The sequence below is a fragment of the Streptomyces sp. NPDC050528 genome (assembly GCF_044457795.1).
In the GTDB taxonomy this organism is placed as follows: Bacteria; Actinomycetota; Actinomycetes; order Streptomycetales; family Streptomycetaceae; genus Streptomyces.
Genome location: NZ_JBITHH010000015.1, coordinates 121,576 through 139,573 on the forward strand (window position 1 = coordinate 121,576; position 17,998 = coordinate 139,573).

At 70.4% G+C, this 17,998-nt stretch carries 13 protein-coding genes; 5 read left to right on the forward strand and 8 right to left on the reverse strand.

Going from position 1 to position 17,998, the window contains the following annotated elements; all coding sequences use genetic code 11:
* Window positions 1-83: 83 nt before the first annotated feature.
* On the forward strand, window positions 84-1,766 hold the full coding sequence (locus ACIBK4_RS41020; RefSeq protein ID WP_399003596.1) for an ABC transporter family substrate-binding protein: 1,683 nt from the start codon (window positions 84-86) through the stop codon (window positions 1,764-1,766).
* A 55-nt stretch (window positions 1,767-1,821) separates the two neighbouring features.
* On the opposite strand, the gene ACIBK4_RS41025 is transcribed toward ACIBK4_RS41020, so the two are convergent.
* From ACIBK4_RS41025 to ACIBK4_RS41050, 6 genes are all read right to left on the reverse strand, one after another.
* Complete coding sequence (locus ACIBK4_RS41025; protein ID WP_366433436.1) at window positions 1,822-3,039, reverse strand: IS701 family transposase; 1,218 nt, start codon at window positions 3,037-3,039, stop codon at window positions 1,822-1,824.
* Entirely contained in the window at window positions 3,032-5,191 is a 2,160-nt protein-coding gene (locus ACIBK4_RS41030) for an AGE family epimerase/isomerase (protein WP_399003599.1), read from the reverse strand. Before ACIBK4_RS41030 ends, ACIBK4_RS41025 begins: the two co-directional genes overlap by 8 nt.
* 1 nt (window position 5,192) lies before the next feature.
* The gene (glgX, locus tag ACIBK4_RS41035; RefSeq protein WP_399003601.1) at window positions 5,193-7,331 is read right to left on the reverse strand and encodes a glycogen debranching protein GlgX; all 2,139 of its coding nucleotides are present in this window, start codon (window positions 7,329-7,331) and stop codon (window positions 5,193-5,195) included.
* A gap of 61 nt (window positions 7,332-7,392) precedes the next feature.
* On the reverse strand, window positions 7,393-8,103 hold the full coding sequence (locus tag ACIBK4_RS41040; RefSeq protein WP_399003603.1) for an NAD(P)H-binding protein: 711 nt from the start codon (window positions 8,101-8,103) through the stop codon (window positions 7,393-7,395).
* Window positions 8,104-8,163: 60 nt separating this feature from the next.
* Complete coding sequence (locus tag ACIBK4_RS41045; RefSeq protein WP_366433432.1) at window positions 8,164-9,498, reverse strand: NDP-sugar synthase; 1,335 nt, start codon at window positions 9,496-9,498, stop codon at window positions 8,164-8,166.
* A 173-nt stretch (window positions 9,499-9,671) separates the two neighbouring features.
* A complete protein-coding gene (locus ACIBK4_RS41050; protein ID WP_399003605.1) occupies window positions 9,672-10,628 on the reverse strand; it encodes a YbhN family protein in 957 nt (318 codons plus the stop codon).
* 165 nt (window positions 10,629-10,793) lie between these two features.
* Between ACIBK4_RS41050 and ACIBK4_RS41055 the strand changes: the two genes are divergently transcribed.
* Window positions 10,794-12,683, forward strand: coding sequence for an ABC transporter ATP-binding protein (locus ACIBK4_RS41055; protein ID WP_399003819.1), 1,890 nt, complete (start codon window positions 10,794-10,796; stop codon window positions 12,681-12,683).
* A 22-nt stretch (window positions 12,684-12,705) separates the two neighbouring features.
* Here ACIBK4_RS41055 and ACIBK4_RS41060 read toward each other — a convergent pair whose 3' ends face one another.
* On the reverse strand, window positions 12,706-14,157 hold the full coding sequence (locus tag ACIBK4_RS41060; RefSeq protein WP_399003607.1) for a purine-cytosine permease family protein: 1,452 nt from the start codon (window positions 14,155-14,157) through the stop codon (window positions 12,706-12,708).
* 212 nt (window positions 14,158-14,369) lie between these two features.
* On the opposite strand from ACIBK4_RS41060, the gene ACIBK4_RS41065 reads away from it, so the two are divergent.
* The 3 genes from ACIBK4_RS41065 to ACIBK4_RS41075 all read left to right on the forward strand — a co-directional run bounded on the left by ACIBK4_RS41065 (window position 14,370) and on the right by ACIBK4_RS41075 (window position 16,216).
* On the forward strand, window positions 14,370-14,714 hold the full coding sequence (locus ACIBK4_RS41065) for a GNAT family N-acetyltransferase (protein ID WP_366433429.1): 345 nt from the start codon (window positions 14,370-14,372) through the stop codon (window positions 14,712-14,714).
* A gap of 57 nt (window positions 14,715-14,771) precedes the next feature.
* Window positions 14,772-15,479, forward strand: a complete 708-nt coding sequence (locus ACIBK4_RS41070) for an arylsulfatase (RefSeq protein ID WP_399003610.1) — start codon at window positions 14,772-14,774, stop codon at window positions 15,477-15,479.
* 383 nt (window positions 15,480-15,862) lie between these two features.
* Complete coding sequence (locus ACIBK4_RS41075; protein WP_399003612.1) at window positions 15,863-16,216, forward strand: VOC family protein; 354 nt, start codon at window positions 15,863-15,865, stop codon at window positions 16,214-16,216.
* A 60-nt stretch (window positions 16,217-16,276) separates the two neighbouring features.
* Here the strand turns inward: ACIBK4_RS41075 and gndA are convergent, their stop codons facing one another.
* Window positions 16,277-17,716, reverse strand: a complete 1,440-nt coding sequence (gene gndA, locus ACIBK4_RS41080) for an NADP-dependent phosphogluconate dehydrogenase (protein WP_399003614.1) — start codon at window positions 17,714-17,716, stop codon at window positions 16,277-16,279.
* Window positions 17,717-17,998: the final 282 nt, after the last annotated feature.

The following is a 17,998-nucleotide window of genomic DNA, read 5'->3' on the forward strand; positions in this document are numbered from 1 at the left end:
CATCGTGATGTTAAGCTCCGGCTCCGCAATTCGCGGGACAGTTCGGGCAGTTGACGGTTCGTCCGCACTGGGAGGGCCGTTAGGTGGAGCGATTACGGGTCTGGTCCGCGTGGGTGGTGGCCTGCGCACTCACCCTCCTCGTGGCCGGCTGTTCCGGCTCCCCGGACCCCGAACGGCACCCGGCCCTGCCGACGTACGGCACGTACGACATCAACTCCCAGCCCGCAGCAGCCCTTCGCGCGGGCGGGACGCTGACCCTGCCGATCGCGCAGATGATCACGCAGTTCAACTTCGGCCAGGTCGACGGGGCGTTGGACGACGTGTGGACCGTCGACAGCATGACCGAGCCACGGCTCTTCGCCCGTGACGTCAAGGGCGTCCCGCACGCGGTCCCCGAGTACCTGCTCTCCGCGTCCGTCACCGGAACCTCGCCCCAGGTCGTCACCTACCGCCTCAACCCGAAGGCCCGCTGGTCCGACGGAACGGCCCTGGGCTGGCGGGACTTCGCGGCCCAGTGGCACGCCCTCAGCGGCTCCGACCCGCGCTACCTGGTCGCCGACACCAGCGGCTACGACCGCATCGCGGACGTCCGCCGGGGCGTCGGCCCGCACGAGGTGCGCGTCACCTTCAAGCAGCCGTACGCCGACTGGCGCAGGCTGTTCACCCCGCTCTTCCCGGCCGCCGGCTACGACACCCCGCAGCGCTTCAACTCCGGCTGGCAGGGACAACTGCCCATCACCGCCGGGCCGTTCAAGCTCAGCGAGGTCGACAAGACGGCGCAGACACTCACCTTCGTGCCCGACCCCCGCTGGTGGGGCACCCGGCCCCGGCTCGACCGGATCGTCTTCCGCGTCCTCGACGCCGACGCCGCCCTCCAGGCCTTCCTGAACGGCGAGGTCGACGCGGTCAACGCGGCCACCAGCGAGGCCTACGCCCAGTTGAAGAAGGCTCAGGACAGCGACATCCGCATCGGGTCCGCGTGGGACGAGGTGCACATCACCCTCAACGGCGGAGGCGGCCCGCTCGCCGACCGGGCCGTGCGCAACGCGGTCCAACAGGCCGTCGACCGCACGGCGTTGGCCGACGTCGCCGCCGAAGGCCTTCCGGTGAAGGTGCCGTTGCTCGGCAACCACTTCTTCATGACCAACCAGCCCGGATACACCGACAACTCGCGCCCGTACGGGAGTTACGACCCCGAGGCCGCCGAACGCGCCCTGGACGCGGCAGGCTGGAAGAGCCCGGGGAGCGGGAAGACCCGGGTCAAGAACGGCCGTAGCCTCACCCTCCGCTTCGTGCTGAGCGAGGGCACCAACCGGCTCGGCGAGGACCTCGCCCAGCTCGTCCAGCACATGCTCGCCCAGGTCGGCGTCCAGGTCGTCATCCAGCAGGTGCCGGCCTCCGCGTACGCACCGCAGTACCTGGAGAAGGGCAACTTCGACCTCGCCATCTTCCGCTTCACCGGCCTGACTTACCCCAGCTCCGCCTATGCCATCTATCGCCGTCCAGAGAAGGGACAGGCCTTCCAGAACTACGGCGGGGTCGGCTCGGCCGAGGTGGACAAGCTCCTCGCCCAGGCTGTCGGCACCCTCGACGAACGGGCCGCCGAGAAGCTCTACGACCGGGCCGACGCCGAGATCTGGAAGCTCGGCCACGACATCGAGCTGTACCAGCGGCCCCAGATCCTCGCCGTCCGCAAGGGCTTGGCGAACTACGGGGTGCCGGGACTTGGCGACGTCGACTTCAGCCGGGTCGGCTGGCAGAAGTGAGCGTGCGAAAGCCCCGTACGGACGAATCCGTACGGGGCCCTCGCGGCGGGCGAGTTCAGGCACGCGGCCGGCTCAGTGCTCTCTCGTCGGCCTGCTGGCGCACCATGTCGTAGCCGAACGCGGCCGAGGCCAGCGTCACATGGTGGTGCCAGCCCCGGAAGGACCGGCCCTCGAAGTCGCCGAGCCCGAACTCCTCGTGCATCCGGCCCAGCGCCTCCTCGGCGAACCTGCGCAGCTGCGCCAGCGGCACGATCTCCGCGAGGCGGCGGGCCGGGAGGTTCGTCAGCCAGTAGGCGCGCGGCCGGGGGCGGCCGTAGGGCCAGTCGGCGAGGAGCAGGCGCGGACGGGGTGCCGCGGCGGCGGCCGGGTCCGCGCGGAGCAGGACCGGACCCGTCACGAACTCCGAGTGCCGCATGCGTTCGGTCACCGGATCGTGCCAGGTCACCGAGGTGCGCTCACCGTGCCGGGCCGCGTGCCCGGCGAGTTCGGCGAGAGTGCCGCGCACCCCGGGGGCGGTGGCCTGCCGCCGGGGCAGCAGGACCGGGGTGTGCGGCGCCGCCTGTACGAGATAGCCCAGGCCGCGCGCCTCAAGGCCGCGCAGGAGCGGGTCGGGGTCGCTCTCGCAGCGCCAGTCGGCGAGCACCGGCAGCGGTTCCAGGGACCACTCGTCGAGCATCTCGTCGAGTGCCTCCAGGACGTAGCTCCAGCGGGGCCGGCAGCGTTCCTGGACCGGTACATGGGCCTGGCCGCGCAGCCGTTCGTCACGGTCCCAGCGGGCCGGCAGCATCAGCCGCCAGTTCACCGGGACCCCGCCGGCCTGGCCCACCAGCGAGGCGGCGAGGGCCAGTTGGCAGTTCACGGTCCGCTCCTGCGAGGCCGCGTACTGCCGGGCCACGCCCACCGACCGGTCGCCGTTCTTGGCGAAGACGACCTCGTCGATGGACCAGGCCTCGGCCCGCGAGGCCCGCACCACCTGCCGGGCGAGCCGCCCCCGTACGGGAGCGGAGGCCCACGGGCTCTGGTTCACGAACTGCTGGATCTGCTGCACGGCCCGCCTGCCGAGCACCTGCTCGGAGATCCGGGCGGGTGTCTTGCGCCCGGGTACGTCCAGCAGCCCGCGCACGTACACCTCGCCCCAGCGCCGCTGGTCGGCGCGGGTGAAGTCGCCGAACAGATCACGGCAGTAGGCGGGGAGCCCGGCGGAGGTGCCCGGCGGTGCCCCCGGGGCGCGCATCGGGGGTAATGGGAGGGTGAAGGTCGCGAGGTCAGTCATGGTTGCACTCGTCACCCCCAGCCAGCAGGAAGGCGTCCGTCGCGAGCAACGCGTCCGCCACGTCCGGCAGCGCACAGCCCACGATGACGAAGTCGACGTCCAGGCCCGCCTTGGTGCGCTGGAACAGCAGCTCGTTGATGGCGGGGCGGCACATGCCCCCGACCTCGCAGAGGTGGAACTCCACGCGCCGTGGGGTCGCAGCCATGACCTCGGCCAATATGCGGCGGAACTTGCCCAGTTCGGCCGCGTCGATCACCCCGTGGCAGACGACGTGCGCGGTGCCGCCGTCGAACGAGGTGCGCATCCGCAGCCGCATCGTGGCCGGCTCCAGCTCGACCCGGACCCGGACGGGTTCGTCGCCGCGCGGCAGCCGCACGGTGAGGGCCTTGCCGTCGAAGTTCTGGTACGGCTGGTCGTCGACCCACACCCGGGTCAGCTCCACGGAGCCGGTCGGCAGCAGATCCGGCGCGACCCGCAGCACCTGGTCCGGGAGGTCCTCCGGGCGCGGCTTGAAGTGCAGGGTGACCGGGTCGTTGCTGAGCAGCAGCCCGGTGTAGGTGGCCGAGAGGTAGCACAGCTCCAGCGCGTGGTAGCCGGCCATGGCGTGGCTGCCCTTGAGCCGCTCGGTGCCCAGCAGATACGGGATGCCGCTGGCGAGGACGTTGAAGTAGACGCCGCCGTCCTGGTAGTCGAGGAAGAAGGCGTTGTAGAACGCCGCCGCCTCGCGGCCCAGCCGCAGCTGCTCCGGGTCGCCGGTGGTGCCGGCCAGGATCAGATAGGCGAGGATCGCCTGCTCCTGTTGCCACCAGGCCTTGCGGTCGTGCCACACCATGCGGTGGATGCCGCTGTCCGGGTCGGGCTGCCGCTCGACCACGTCCAGCCAGCCGCCGCGCAGCCCGTCGCTGCCCACCGCCGGCATGATCTCGGCGATGCGCTCGGCGGTCGTGGCGTACTCGGGCTTGTCGAACAGGGACTTGATGCGGGTCAGGTTCCAGGCGATCTTCAGGTTGTGGCCGACGACCGCCCGGTCCTGCTGCCAGCCCCAGGTCCGGTCCGGACTCCAGTCCGCGTGGAACCGCTCCTGCACGAACGGGCTGTTCGGCTCGTCGGGGAACCGCTCCACGATGGTGTCCGCGGTCTCCTCCAGGAGCGCCGCAAAGTCCGAACGGCCCGTCGCCAGATAGGCGTTGATCAGATACGCCGGGGCGTGGTCGCCGACCGAGTTCCAGTTCTTGCGGGCCCGGTTGCGGCCGAGCGAGTCGGCGTTCGGGTCCAGGGTGATCGGGTCGATGTGCGAGAAGAACCCGCCGCGCACGGGGTCGCGGAAGTACTTCTGGAACAGTGCGGACGTCCGGTCGATGTCCTCCAGGATCCGCGGGTCGCCGGTGATGCGGAACGTCTGGGTGGGTCCGGCGAGCGCGTAGATCTGCTCGTACATCGGGATCGCGTCGAAGTCGTCGCCGAACTCCGAGGCGAAGACCGGGCGATGACCCGACGAGGTGATGTCGATGCCGTGGTACCAGTAGGTGATGCCGTCGGCCACGTCGTCCACCCGCATGTGCTCGCGCAGATACAGGGTGCCCGCCTCGGCCGCCTCCAGGAAGCGGTCCTCGCCGGTCAGCAGGTACGCCGTGGACAGGCCGTAGACGAGCCGGGAGATGGTGTCCGTCTCCTGGCGCACGTCCCCGCCGGCGAAGTCCGGCAGATGGGTGCCGCTGAGCGTGATGTGGGTGCGGAAGTTGCGCCAGTCGTACACCCCGTCGGGGAACTGGCCGCGCAGATAGAAGTCGGCGATGGCGGTGGCCTGTTGGACCCACCAGTTCGGGTGCTCGAAGACGTACTGGCCGCGCGTCTCCTCCGGGAAGGTGATCTCCTTCGCGTCGAACCGGGAGCCGCCCTCCCACTCGTAGAGGATGCCGTACGCGAAGACGAACCGGCCCTCGGCCAGCATGTCGACGGTCTCGGCGGTGGTGTCGCGGTAGTCGTCACCGAGGTTGCGGACGATGCGGGAGACGGCGTTGGACGCCAGGTGGACGGTGAACTCCCGTTCGTCGGAGGTGCGCAGGCCGAAGCGGCGGCTGGTCGGGCTGTAGTACGTGACGTAGCCCGCGAGGGTGTCGGAGTGGATGCGTCGTTGGGCAGGGGTAGTCATCTCAGGTGCCCTTCTCGTCGGGCAGGGCCGCCAGTAGGACGACGCTGCGGCCCTGGGCGTGGTGGGTCGGACCGTCGACCAGCTCCTCTTGTCCGGGCGGCAGAATGTCGTCGGGGCCGGGGCGGGCCGTGTCGAGCACGCGGTGCCAGCGGTGACCGGGGATCTCGGGCAGCTCGAAGTCGAGGCCCAGGTGGTACATGTTGAGGATCAGATGCAGATCCGGGTCGCCGTCGAAACCGCCGTACGTGCAGGCCAGCACCCGGGCGTTGGGGTCCTCCCAGCCGGGTTGGTGGAGCCGGGTGCCGTGCCACGTGATGTCGGGCTGGGAGCGGGAGTTGAGGCGTTCGGAGAAGAACTGCGGTTCGCGCAGGGTGCGGTAGCGCTTGCGGAGCCGGATGACGCGCTGGGTGAAGCCGGTGGTCTCCTTCTCCTTCCTGGCCTGGTTCCAGTCGAGCCAGGAGACCGGACTGTCCTGGCAGTAGCCGTTGTTGTTGCCGCCCTGGCTGTTGCGGAACTCGTCGCCCGCCAGCAGCATCGGGACGCCTCGGCTGAGCATCAGCAGAGACAGCAGGTTCTTGATCTGCCGCACCCGCAGGCACTCGACGTCGGCGTCGTCGGTGGGGCCCTCGACGCCGCAGTTCCAGCTGTAGTTCTCGTCGGCGCCGTCGGCGTTGGCCTCGCCGTTGGAGTGGTTGTGCTTGGCGTTGTAGCTGACCAGGTCGTTGAGGGTGAAGCCGTCGTGGCAGGTGATGAAGTTGATGCTGTTGGTGGGCAGTTCGCCCTGGGCGGCGAACAGGTCGGCCGAGCCGCCGAGCCGTGAGGCGACCTCGCCGACCATTCCGGCGTCACCGCGCACGAACCGCCGTACGTCGTCGCGGAACGGGCCGTTCCACTGCGCCCAGCGCTTCCCGGGGAACCGGCCGACCTGGTAGAGGCCGCCGCCGTCCCACGGCTCCGCGATGATCTTCGTCTCGGCCAGCACCTGTGACAGCTCGATCGCCCACAGGGCCGGCGGCACCGCCATCTCGTAGCCGAGGGGGCCGCGGGAGAGTTCGGAGGCGAGGTCGAAGCGGAAGCCGTCGATGTGGTGCTCGGTCACCCAGTATTCGAGGCTCTCCACGATGAACTTGGTGACCATCGGATGGTTGGCGTTGACCGCGTTGCCGCACCCGGTGAAGTCCATGTAGTGCGAGCGGTCCTGCGGCCACAGGTGGTAGTACGCCTCGTTGGCCGCGCCCCGGAAACTGATCGTCGGCCCGAACTCGTTGCCCTCGCTGGTGTGGTTGAAGACCACGTCGAGGATGACCTCGATGCCCGCCTGGTGGAACGCCTTCACCATGTCGCGGAACTCGGTGATGTGCGTGGCGAGATGGGGGCTGGAGCAGTAGCCGGTGTGCGGGGCGAAGAAGCCGTAGGGGTCGTAGCCCCAGTAGTTGCGGCGCGGGGTGCCGTCGGGGCCCGAGCGCAGGACCTGGGTCTCGTCGAAGTCGAAGACCGGCAGCAACTCCACGGCGGTGACGCCGAGTTCACGCAGATGCGGGATCTTGTCGATGACGGCGGAGAAGGTGCCGGGGCGCTCGGTGTCCGAGGTCGGCGACGCGGTCAGACCGCGCACGTGCATCTCGTAGACGACGGTCTCCGCCATCGGGGTGCGCAGCGGGGTGTCGCCCTCCCAGTCGTAGTCGTCGAGGTCGACCACCAGACTGCGCATGCAGCTCTCGACGTTGTCGCCGGGGCCGATCGCGTGGGTGCGCTCCCAGCGGCCGTTGATGTTGGCGCGCGCGTACGGGTCGATGAGCACCTTGCGGTGGTCGAACCGGGTGCCCAACTCGCCGTTGTCGCGCGGTCCGTCGATGCGGAACGCGTAGACCTGGCCCGCGCCGATCCCGCTGACGTGGCAGTGCCAGAAGTGGAAGCTGCGGTGGCGGTCGGGGAGCAGTGTGATGGTGCGGTACGGCTGCGGGCTGTCGCAGTGCTCGAAGAGCAACAGGTCGACCCGCGTGGCGTGTTCGGAGAAGAGCGAGAAGTTGACACCGTCGGCGTCGACGGTGGGGCCCAGCGGCTGTGGCCGGCCGGGGGTGACGTCGGAGGGACGGCCGCCGGGGGAGGAGCCGGTGGCCTGGTCGGGGCGTAAGGTCATCTGTTCTGTCATGGCATCGGTCGCAGAGTCCGTCGGGGTGTCGTACACATCGGTGGCCACCTCAGGTGAGTGCGGCCCGGGCCGCGGTTGGGGCGTCGGCGCGGAGGCCGGCGAAGAGTTCCTGCCAGGGCAGGGGACTGGTGCCCGGCCCCGTCTCGCTGCGCATCTCGAAGGTCACGCCGCGCGCCTCGGGGGAGTACAGCGCCTGCACACAGGCGTCGGCGACGAGCGGGCGGGCCACCTGGCCGTCGCCCAAGTCGCCCTGTTCCAGGTGCAGATGACCGTGGCCGAGGTCGTCGGTCAGCCAGCCCGGGCGGATCACGGTGTACGGCAGCCCGGAGGAGCGGACCGCGTTCTCACCGGCCAGCCGCCAGTCCAGCATCCGGCCGTAGGCGTTCATGGGGTGGTCGCGGCGGGTCACATGGCGCTGGCTGATGAGCACGAAGTGCGGTGCGGCGGCAGTGGAGTCGAGGGCGTCGAGGACATGGCGGACCCCGGTGTGCAGGGTGGTCTCCGGGCTGTCGGGTCCGGCGTCGTCGGTGCCCGGCTCCACGATGTAGACGACCGCGGAGCAGCCGTGCAGCGGGGTGCGGACGGAGTCGGGGGAGCGTACGTCGGCCGCGAAGAACTGGGCCTGCGGCGGCGTGTGGCGGCGGGCGCGCTGGGTGCTGCGGCCGATGACGCGGACGCTCTCGCTCCGGGCGAGCAGTTGACGGGCGACGAGGCGGCCTGTGCGGCCGGTGCCTCCTATGACGGCGATCGGGCTGTCCATCGAGATCTCCACGGGGGCTGCGGAAGAGCCGGAAAGGGCGGGGGAGTTGGCGGGGCGCGCTCAGATCCAGTGCAGGATGTCGTCGGAGCTGGTCAGATGGGTGCCGGTGGGCAGCCCGGTGACGGCGGGCACCCGCAGCCGCGGATAGACGCTCACCCCGGACAGCCGGGTGCCGGGCCGCAGATCGGCGGCCTCGCCGATCGCGGAGTGGACGAGCCGGACCGGGTTGTCGCGCTCGGAGTGCACCCGCGCCATCGGCCCGACGTACGAGTCGGTGATGCGGGCGTACGGCCCGACGACGGCGCTGTCGCCGATGGCCGTCCGGCTGAGCCGGGCGCCCTCGTCCACGTCGACGCCGTCCCCGATGTCGCTGAACCGCAGCTTCACCCCGGGCCCGATCTCGACGTTGCGCCCGATGCGCACGGCGGGCCCGATGACCACACTGCCCTCGGAGATCTTCTGGGCGAGCGTGGTCCCGGTGACGCTGTCCTTGGTGCGCAGACTGGACTCGTGGATCCAGTACGGCGGGTGGGCGTTCGTCGGTTCGCCCATGGCCCGGGTCATCCACGGGTAGCGGCCGTCGAGCACGTCGCCGAGAGTGGCGAGGTAGTCGGGGATGCTGCCGAGGTCACCGAGCCGGTCGATGGGCGCGGCGGCGACCGGCAGTCCGCGCCCGACCAGCCAGGGCAGCAGGTCGCCGCCCCAGTCGAGGCGCTGCTGGGCGAGCCGGATCATCTCCGGGTTGCGGACGGCGAGGCGCAGCCGGCCGCAGTCGACCAGGTACATCCCGGCGTTGGTGGGCAGGGTGCGGACCGAGGAAGGCAACGATGTCTCGGGGAAGATCCGGTGGACGCGGTCCAGGGTGGGTTTCTCCACGAACCCCGAGACCAGTCCGTCCGGGGAGGTCTGCATCACGCCGTACTTGCCGGCGATCTCCTCGGGGGTGCGGCCGACCGAGGCGACGGTCACGACGGCGTCGGCGGCGTCGTGCGCGTCCTTGAGCCTGTTGAGAGCGAACTCGAAGACGGAGTCCACCGGCAGCACCAGCGCACGGCCCGTCAGGTCCCACTGTTCGAGGTTGTGCAGGGTGGCGGCGCCCGAACCGACGTTGTACCGGTCCAACCGGGCACGGGAGTAGTGGATCTCCACGCCGAACCGTTCGCCGTGGCCGAGCACGAGCTTGATCTGGCTGTGGTTCTCGGCACCTTGGGCGATCACGTAGAAGCGGCGGATGCCCTGGTCGCGGCAGGACTCGACGAGCCACTCGACGACCGAGCGGCCGACGAACGGGATGAGGGCCTTGCTGCGGATGTAGTCGGACGAGGCGAGGGTGAGCGGCTTGGCGCGTTCGCCCCTGCCTCCCGCCAGGATGATTCCTAACGTCTCGTCCCCCATGACAGTCCTGCCTCCTCGGCTGACAAATCAACGCTCTTCAGTCAACTCGCGCTGTCATGTAGAGTCAAGTAAAAAGTAAAACAACGTAGTTGGGGCGCACGCGAAGAAACCCCGGCCAATGTCTCGACCAGGGCTGATACCGCTTTACAGGAATGTTCGAGCGAACCCGAGAATCAGATGACTCTCAGCCGAACCAGGGCGCCGAGCGTCAACGCGCCCGGGACGATGGGGATCCAGACGGTGATGATCCGGTAGGCGAGGACCACCGCCGTGGCCACCGTGACCGGCCCGCCCGCCGCCACCAGCGCGAGGATGAGCGCGGCCTCGACGGAGCCGATGCCGCCGGGCGTCGGTATCAGCGCGACGGCGACGGTCGCCGCGAGGTAGGCGACGACCATGGACGCGGGCGGCACGGGCAGCCCCAACGCCAGCCCCACCGCGACGAGTCCGGCGGCCTGGAGCGAAGGGAAGGCGAGCACCCCGCCCCACAGCGCGAGCGCGCGAGACGGCCGGGTGTGCACCGACCGGGCCTCGCCCAGCGCCGAGCGCACGAAGGCGATGACGGCGGTGCGCAGCTTGCGGGCGAGCAGCAGCACCAGCACCGCGGCGCAGGCCAGCACCCCGATGCCGGCCAGCAGCGGACCGACCGCCCCGTGCGGGAGCAGCGAGCCGATCTCCAGCGCGTCCGGGAACGCGATCAGCAGCGCGAGCAACAGGCCCACCCGGGCGACCGATTCGGCCAGTAGATAGAGCGCGACGGCGGCCGAGGACCGCGCCAGCGGCACCCCGCACACCGCCATGAACCGCAGATTGACCGCGCTCGCGCCGAGCCCCGTCGGCAGCAGATGGTTGGCCGCGCCCGCCGCGAACTGCGTGGCCAGCAACCGGCGTACGGGCAGCCGCTCGATGAGCGCGCCCTGCCGTCCGGCGGACGCGGCGACCCACGTGCCGCAGGTCGCGGCGGCCGCCGCCAGCAGCCACGGCCAGTCGGCTTCTTCGAGGTGACCGAAGCCCGCGACGAGCACGGACCAGTGGCGCACGGCGATCCACAGCACGAGCGCGAGCGGGACCAACATCAGGATCTGCCGGACGGGAAGGCGCCTGAGGCCCTGGGGAATGCGTACGACCATCACATCCGGAGAGGGTCCCCAGGCCACGACAACTGCGGGTTGCGACAGCGGGGACAGTTCCTTACGCGCGCCCCTACACGAGCCTCTGACCTCGTCTGCGCATGCCGATACGGCAAATACGTTGACCTCAACAACGCTTGAGGTCCTACGGTCTCTCCCATGAGCATGGAGAGCACGGCCTGGACCCAACTGCACAGCGTCATGACCGCCGAACAGGAGCGCCGCCCCTTCGCCCGCGCCACCCTGCGCCGCATCGCGGAGTTCGCCCGACCGCACCGCCGCCCGATCGCCCGGTTCGTGCTGCTCGGGGTCGTGACCGCGCTGCTCGCCGTCGCGACCCCCGTCCTCGCCGGGCACGTTGTCGACGCGATCGTGTCGGGCGGCGACGACGGCACCGTCGTACGCCTCGCCCTGCTCATCGCCCTGATCGCGGTCGCCGAGGCGGCCCTCGGCATCCTGGGCCGACGGCTCTCGTCGGCGCTGGGGGAGGGGCTCATTCTCGATCTGCGGACGGCCGTGTTCGACCATGTCCAGCGCATGCCGGTCGCGTTCTTCACCCGCACCCGCACGGGAGCGCTCGTCTCCCGGCTCAACAACGACGTCATCGGCGCCCAACGCGCGTTCAGCAACACCCTGTCCGGCGTGGTCAGCAACGTCGTCACCCTGCTGCTCACCCTCGCCGTCATGCTCACCCTGTCCTGGCAGATCACCCTGCTCGCGCTCGTCCTGCTCCCGGTGTTCGTGATCCCGGCCCGCCGGATGGGCAGCCGCATGGCCCGCATGCAGCGCGAGGCGGCCGAACTCAACGCCGCGATGGGCACCCGCATGACCGAGCGTTTCTCCGCCCCCGGCGCCACCCTCGTCAAACTCTTCGGCCGCCCCGACGAGGAGTCGATCGAGTTCGCCGCCCGCGCGAGCCGCGTCCGCGACATCGGCGTCCGCACGGCCACGGCCCAGTCCGTGTTCATCACCTCGCTGACCCTGGTCTCCGCCCTGGCCCTCGCCCTCGTCTACGGCCTCGGCGGCTGGTTCGCCCTGCACGGCACCCTGGAGCCGGGCGCGGTCGTCTCGCTCGCGCTGCTCCTGACCCGCCTCTACGCCCCGCTCACCGCGCTCGCCGGAGCCCGCGTCGAGGTGATGAGCGCCCTCGTCAGCTTCGAGCGCGTCTTCGAGGTCCTCGACCTCAAGCCCCTCATCGAGGACAAGCCGGATGCCCGCGAGGTCCCCGAGGGCCCGGTCGCGGTCGAGTTCGACGAGGTCCGCTTCGCCTACCCCTCCGCCGACAAGGTCTCCCTCGCCTCACTCGAAGAGGTCGCCTCCCTCGACACCCGAGGCGGCGCCGAGGTCCTGCACGGCATCTCCTTCCGCGCCGAACCCGGCCAGACCATCGCCCTCGTCGGCTCCTCCGGCGCCGGCAAGTCCACGGTCGCCCAACTCCTGCCCCGGCTCTACGACGTCGACGAAGGCGCCGTACGCGTCGGAGGCGTCGACGTCCGCGACCTCACCGCCACTTCTCTGCGTGCGACCCTCGGCATGGTCACCCAGGACGGCCACCTGTTCCACGACTCCGTGCGCGCCAACCTCCTGCTGGCCCAACCCGCCGCCACCGAGGCCGAGTTGTGGGACGCCCTGCGCCGCTCCCGCCTCGACGATCTCGTACGGTCGCTGCCCGACGGCCTGGACACGGTGGTCGGCGAACGCGGCTACCGGCTCTCCGGCGGCGAGCGCCAACGCCTCACCATCGCCCGGCTGTTGCTGGCCGGCCAGCGCGTCGTCATCCTCGACGAGGCCACCGCCCACCTGGACAACACCTCGGAGGCGGCCGTCCAGGAGGCCCTCACCGAGGCGTTGCAGGGCCGGACGGCCGTGGTGATCGCCCACCGGCTGTCGACCGTGCGCTCCGCCGACCAGATCCTCGTCGTCGAGGCGGGCGAGATCGTGGAACGCGGCACCCACGACCAACTCCTCGCCTCCGGTGGGCGGTACGCGGAGCTGTACCGCACCCAGTTCGAGAGGCAGGCGGAGATCGGACCGGTCCAGGAAGCGGCGGTGTGACGGCGTACCGCCCCAACGGACGTCAGGGCTCGCGGTGTTCGTGCGCCGCGGTCTCCAACTCCTCGGCCTCGGCCTCGGCCACCCGGATCTCCGCCTCCACGTCGATCGAGCGGCTCAGCCACCAGTACAGCAACCCGGCGACCGGCAGCCCGACGAACAGTGAGAGGTCGGCGCCGTCCATGGCGTGCGCGATCGGGCCGACGTAGAGCGTGCCGACGGAGAAGAACGGCACCATCACACCGAAGCCCACCAGGTAGGAGATGATCCCGTGCCAGCCCCAACGGCCGTACATGCCATGAGGGTTGAAGATCTCGGCGATCGCGTAGTGGCCGCGGCGCACCACGTAGTAGTCCATCAGGTTCACCGCGGTCCACGGGATGAACAGATAGAGCACCAGCAGCAGGAAGTTGTTGAAGTTCGTGAGGAAGTCGGCGGTCGCCGCCATCGCCCCGACCAGGGAGAGCACGGCGGTGAGCCCGATCGTCAACGCCCTTACGGACACGGTCGGATGGACCTTCTTGAACGAGTCGATCGCGCTGATCAGGGTCAGTGAACCGCCGTACATGTTCAGCGCGGTCACCGAGACCAGGCCCAGGGTGGCGAAGAGGAGCACGATCGCGCCGAAGCCGCTGAACACCTTGTCGCCGGCCGCGTTGATCGAGCGGATCGTGTCGAAGTCCTTGCCCGCCCAGGCGGCGAGCAGCGCGCCGAGCGTCATCAGCCAGACCCCGCCGAGCGCCGAACCGAAGTAGGTCCAGTAGAAGGTCTTGCGGACGGTCACGTTCGGCGGGAGGTAGCGCGAGTAGTCCGAGACGTAGATCGCCCAGCTGATCTGGTACCCCGCGACCACACCGAACTGCGCGAGGAACGGCGTCCAGGAGAAACCGCCGAGATCGAAGGAGCCGGCCGGGTAGTGCAGGGTCGCCAGCACACCCACGGTGAAGATCCCGAAGACGACCAGGAAGGTGTACGTCAGGAACTGCTCCGCCTTGTGGATGACGTCGTAGCCCACGAGCGCGATCACGAAGCCGACCACGGTGACCACGGCCACCCACATCTTCGTGCCGCCGTGCACCGTGGTGTGCAGGGCCTCCCCGGCGAGGATCGTGTTGAAGACGTTGAAGCCCGCGTACTGGACGTACGCGAACAGCCACACCAACAGGGCGCCCACATAACCGAACTGGGGCCGCGACTGGATCATCTGCGGCAGGCCCAGCTGCGGGCCCTGGGCCGAGTGGAACGCCATGAAGAAGGTGCCGAGCAGGGTGCCCGCGACGATCGCGATGAGCGACCAGATGAGGTTGCCGCCCTCGGTGATGCTGATCAGGCCCACGGCGAGGGTGGCGATCTGCGCGTTCGACATGAACCACAGCGGGCCCAGGTGCCACAGCTTGCCGTGGCGCTCGTTCAGGGGGACATAGTCGATGGAACGTATCTCCAGCCCGGACACCCGGGGCTCTGATGTGGTGGTCACGGCGTCTCCAGGGTGCTGATCCGGCCTGTGTGGCCACATTCATCCCCCGCACGGGAACCGGCAACCGCAACCGAAACTGTGAACCACGGTCTTTACCTGGACCATACGAGAAGCACGTCCGGCCGCCTGCCCGGCGCAGGCCGGAGACCCGCTGATCACCATCGGTTACGCTCGGGCCGACACGGCCTGACCATGCCACCAGGAGGATGCCCATGAGCGAGATCGAGATCCGCGACGACCGGGCGGCGGGCCGCCTGGAGGCGATCGCTGGCGGCGAAGTCGTGGGCCACATCGAGTACTTCGTCCTCGAATCCCCCGCACGCGCCCTCGTCCCGGTCCACACCCTCGTGGAACCGGCCCACGAGGGAAAGGGCATCGCGGGTTCCCTGGCCCGCGAGCTCTACGGCATCGCGGCCCGCGAGGGCATCGTCGTCGCCCCGCTCTGCCCCTACGTCGTCAAGTGGGCGGAACGGCATCCCGACGAGGCACCGGCCTCCGACCCGGCGTTGCAGCGGGCGGCGATGGAGTGGCTCAGGGCGCATCCCGGCCGCTTCTAGTACCGACGCTCCCGCCCTGCGAGGGCACTGAAGAACCCGAAGAAAGGCACCGCCAGCGTGCTCGCCCTCCTGCACACCTCGCCCGCGCACATCCCGGTCTTCGACGCCCTGCGCGACGAGGACCACCAGGGCCTGGAACTACGGCACTTCGTCGACGAGGAGCTGTTGGCGCGGGCCCGCCGCGAGGGACCGGAAGCGGTGGCCGGGGCGGTGCGGGACGCGCTGGAGGAGGCCGTCGCCGCAGGGGCCCGGGCGGTGCTGTGCACCTGCTCGACCATCGGCGCGGTCGCGGAGAACGCCGGTGCGCGGATCGGCGTACCGGTGCTGCGCGCCGACCGCCCGATGGCGGCGGCCGCGGTGGCCGCCGGTCCCCGTGTCGTCGTGGCGGCGACGCTGGAGAGCACCCTGGGGCCGACCGTGGCGCTGGTCGAGGAGGAGGGGCGGCGGCGCACCGGGCGCGGCTCCCACGAACCGATCGCACCCCACGAACCCAGCGCACCCATGGCACCCCGCGAATCCCTCGCACCCCTCGACATCCGCACGCTGCTCGTCGAAGGCGCCTGGGCCCGTTTCGAGGCCGGCGACACCGAGGGCTGCGCCCGGCTGGTCGCGGACGCCGTCGACGCGGTCACCGGCGCCGACGTGATCATCCTCGCGCAGGGGTCCATGGCACCGGCCCAGCGGCTCACGACCACGGCGGTCCCGGTGCTGTCGAGTCCCCGCCTCGGGCTCACGGCCGGTGCGCGGGCGGCGCGCGTCGGGTGAGTCCACCCGGGTGAGTGTCCGCGCCGGTCACGGGTACGCGGGGGAGTAGTCCAGGGCCGACGTAGCCGACATTCACCACTGACTGGAGGACACGATGACCCACCCGTACCCCGACCCCGTACCCCCGGCACCCACGCCGGGCCCCGGTCCCACGCCGGACCCGGTACCCGGACCCGGTCCCGTACCCGTGCCGGACCCGCAGCCCCCGACACCGCTCCCCGCGCCGCCGCCGAACCCCGGCCCCACCCCGGAGCCGTCCCCGTCGCCGATCCCGCCGGGCCCGGAACCCGTACCGAGCCCGGAGCCGGGACCCCCGCTCACCTGAAAGCTCCCCGGAACCGGGTCACCCGGCACCGGCCCCGCCGCCCTGGCACGATGACCCCATGGAACGTGTGCTGGGAATCGGCGGATACTTTCTGCGGGCCACCGACCCGGAGGCCCTGAGCGCGTGGTACCGGGACTGTCTGGGCCTGGACCTCGACGAGCACGGGCTGTGGCAGCAGGAGGCCGGGCCGACGGTGTTCGCGGCGTTCGAGTCCGGGACCGACTACTTCGGGTCCCGGACCCAGCAGACCATGCTCAACTTCCGGGTCCGGGACCTCGACGCGATGCTCGCGCAGCTGCGCGCCAAGGACGCGGACGTGGCGGAGGAGACGCAGGACATGGAGGGCGTCGGCCGCTTCGGCTGGGTCACCGATCCCGAAGGCAATCGCGTCGAACTGTGGCAGCCCGCCTGACCGAGACCGACGCCCTCCCGTCCGGGAAGTCCCCTAGGCCGACGACCTAGGGGAAAGCCCTTAGGCCGAGACCTCCGACCGGTCCCCGCCCCACAGCGTGTGGAACGCGCCGTCCCGGTCCACCCGCCGGTACGTGTGCGCCCCGAAGAAGTCCCGCTGCCCCTGCGTGAGCGCCGCCGGCAGCCGCTCGGCGCGCAGCGCGTCGTAGTACGCCAGGGCCGCGGAGAAGCCGGGCGTCGGGACGCCCTGCCGGGTGGCCGAGACGACGACCTCGCGCCAGTCGTCCTGCGCCCCCGCGATCTCCTGCGCGAACGTCTCGTCGGACAGCAGGCTCGGCAGGTCCGCGCGGGCGTCGTACGCGGCGCGGATGCGGTCGAGGAAGGCCGCGCGGATGATGCAACCGCCGCGCCAGATCGAGGAGATGGCGCCGAGGTCGACGTTCCAGTCGTACTGCTCGCTGCCCGCCGCGATCTCGTGGAAGCCCTGCGTGTACGACACGATCTTCGACGCGTACAGCGCCTGCTCGACCCGGTCCGCGAACGCCGCCGCCTCCTCCTCGCCCAGCGGGGAGGCCGTGGGTCCGGCCAGACCCCGCGAGGCCTCGCGCAGCGCCGCGTGGCCGGAGACGGAGCGGGCGAAGACCGCCTCGGCGATGCCCGACACCGGGACGCCGAGGTCGAGGGCGATCTGGACCGTCCAGCGGCCGGTGCCCTTCTGTTCCGCCTGGTCGACGACCACGTCCACGAACGGCTTGCCGGTGGCCGCGTCCACGTGGGACAGCACCTCGGCGGTGATCTCGATCAGGTAGGAGTCCAGCCGGCCCGTGTTCCAGGTGCGGAAGATGTCCGCGATCTGCGCGGGGGAGTACCCGGCGACATCGCGCAGCAGCTGGTAGGCCTCGCCGATCAGCTGCATGTCGGCGTACTCGATGCCGTTGTGCACCATCTTCACGAAGTGCCCGGCGCCGTCGGGACCCACATGGGTCACACAGGGCGCCCCGTCCTTCGCCTTCGCGGAGATCTTCTCCAGCATCGGACCGAGCGAGTCGTACGACTCCTTCGGGCCACCCGGCATGATGCTCGGCCCGTGCAGCGCGCCCTCCTCGCCGCCGGAGACGCCCATGCCGACGAAGTGGATGCCCTGTTCGCGCAGCGCCTTCTCACGGCGCCGGGTGTCCTCGAAGTGCGCGTTGCCACCGTCGATGATCATGTCGCCGGGCTCCAGGAGAGGGGCGAACTCCTCGATCACCGCGTCCGTCGGGTCACCGGCCTTCACCATGACGACCAGGCGGCGCGGCCGCTCCAGCGCCGCCACGAAGTCCTTGGCCGTCTCCGCCGCGATGAAGTCGCCCTCGCCGCCGAACTCCGCCACCAGGTCACGCGTGCGGGACGCGGTCCGGTTGTGCACGGCGACCGTATAGCCGTTGCGCGCGAAGTTGCGGGCGAGGTTGCGGCCCATGACCGCGAGACCCGTGACGCCGATCTGCGCTGAAGTGCTCATTCGGTTGGCTCCTAAAGATCAGGAAGGTCCTGACATCGGTGGTACCGGTCGTGCTCGCCAGTATTGCCCCACTGACCATCCTGGCCCGCCGGTACCCCGTCCGCACGTGCTGGCCGTGCGGAGTTGTCCGCCTTGCGTCGGTGTTCCACCCGGGCTCCTTCCGCGGAAACGCACGCCCAACCCCACCAGCCCCACCCGTTTCCAACTGGCGTGGATTACCGGTCACTTGAGTAACAGAGCGGCCGGTTGCCGCCTTGTCATGGCCTGTTCGGGGCGCTTATT

Excerpts from the sequence above, each read along its gene's own strand:
- ACIBK4_RS41055 (WP_399003819.1), top strand. The coding sequence starts at position 10,794 with ATGGAGAGCACGGCCTGGACCCAACTGCACAGCGTCATGACCGCCGAA.
- ACIBK4_RS41040 (WP_399003603.1), bottom strand. The coding sequence starts at position 8,103 with ATGGACAGCCCGATCGCCGTCATAGGAGGCACCGGCCGCACAGGCCGC.
- gndA (WP_399003614.1), bottom strand. The coding sequence starts at position 17,716 with ATGAGCACTTCAGCGCAGATCGGCGTCACGGGTCTCGCGGTCATGGGC.
- glgX (WP_399003601.1), bottom strand. The coding sequence starts at position 7,331 with ATGACCTTACGCCCCGACCAGGCCACCGGCTCCTCCCCCGGCGGCCGT.
- ACIBK4_RS41050 (WP_399003605.1), bottom strand. The coding sequence starts at position 10,628 with ATGGTCGTACGCATTCCCCAGGGCCTCAGGCGCCTTCCCGTCCGGCAG.
- ACIBK4_RS41030 (WP_399003599.1), bottom strand. The coding sequence starts at position 5,191 with ATGACTACCCCTGCCCAACGACGCATCCACTCCGACACCCTCGCGGGC.
- ACIBK4_RS41075 (WP_399003612.1), top strand. The coding sequence starts at position 15,863 with ATGGAACGTGTGCTGGGAATCGGCGGATACTTTCTGCGGGCCACCGAC.
- ACIBK4_RS41065 (WP_366433429.1), top strand. The coding sequence starts at position 14,370 with ATGAGCGAGATCGAGATCCGCGACGACCGGGCGGCGGGCCGCCTGGAG.
- ACIBK4_RS41025 (WP_366433436.1), bottom strand. The coding sequence starts at position 3,039 with ATGACTGACCTCGCGACCTTCACCCTCCCATTACCCCCGATGCGCGCC.
- ACIBK4_RS41045 (WP_366433432.1), bottom strand. The coding sequence starts at position 9,498 with ATGGGGGACGAGACGTTAGGAATCATCCTGGCGGGAGGCAGGGGCGAA.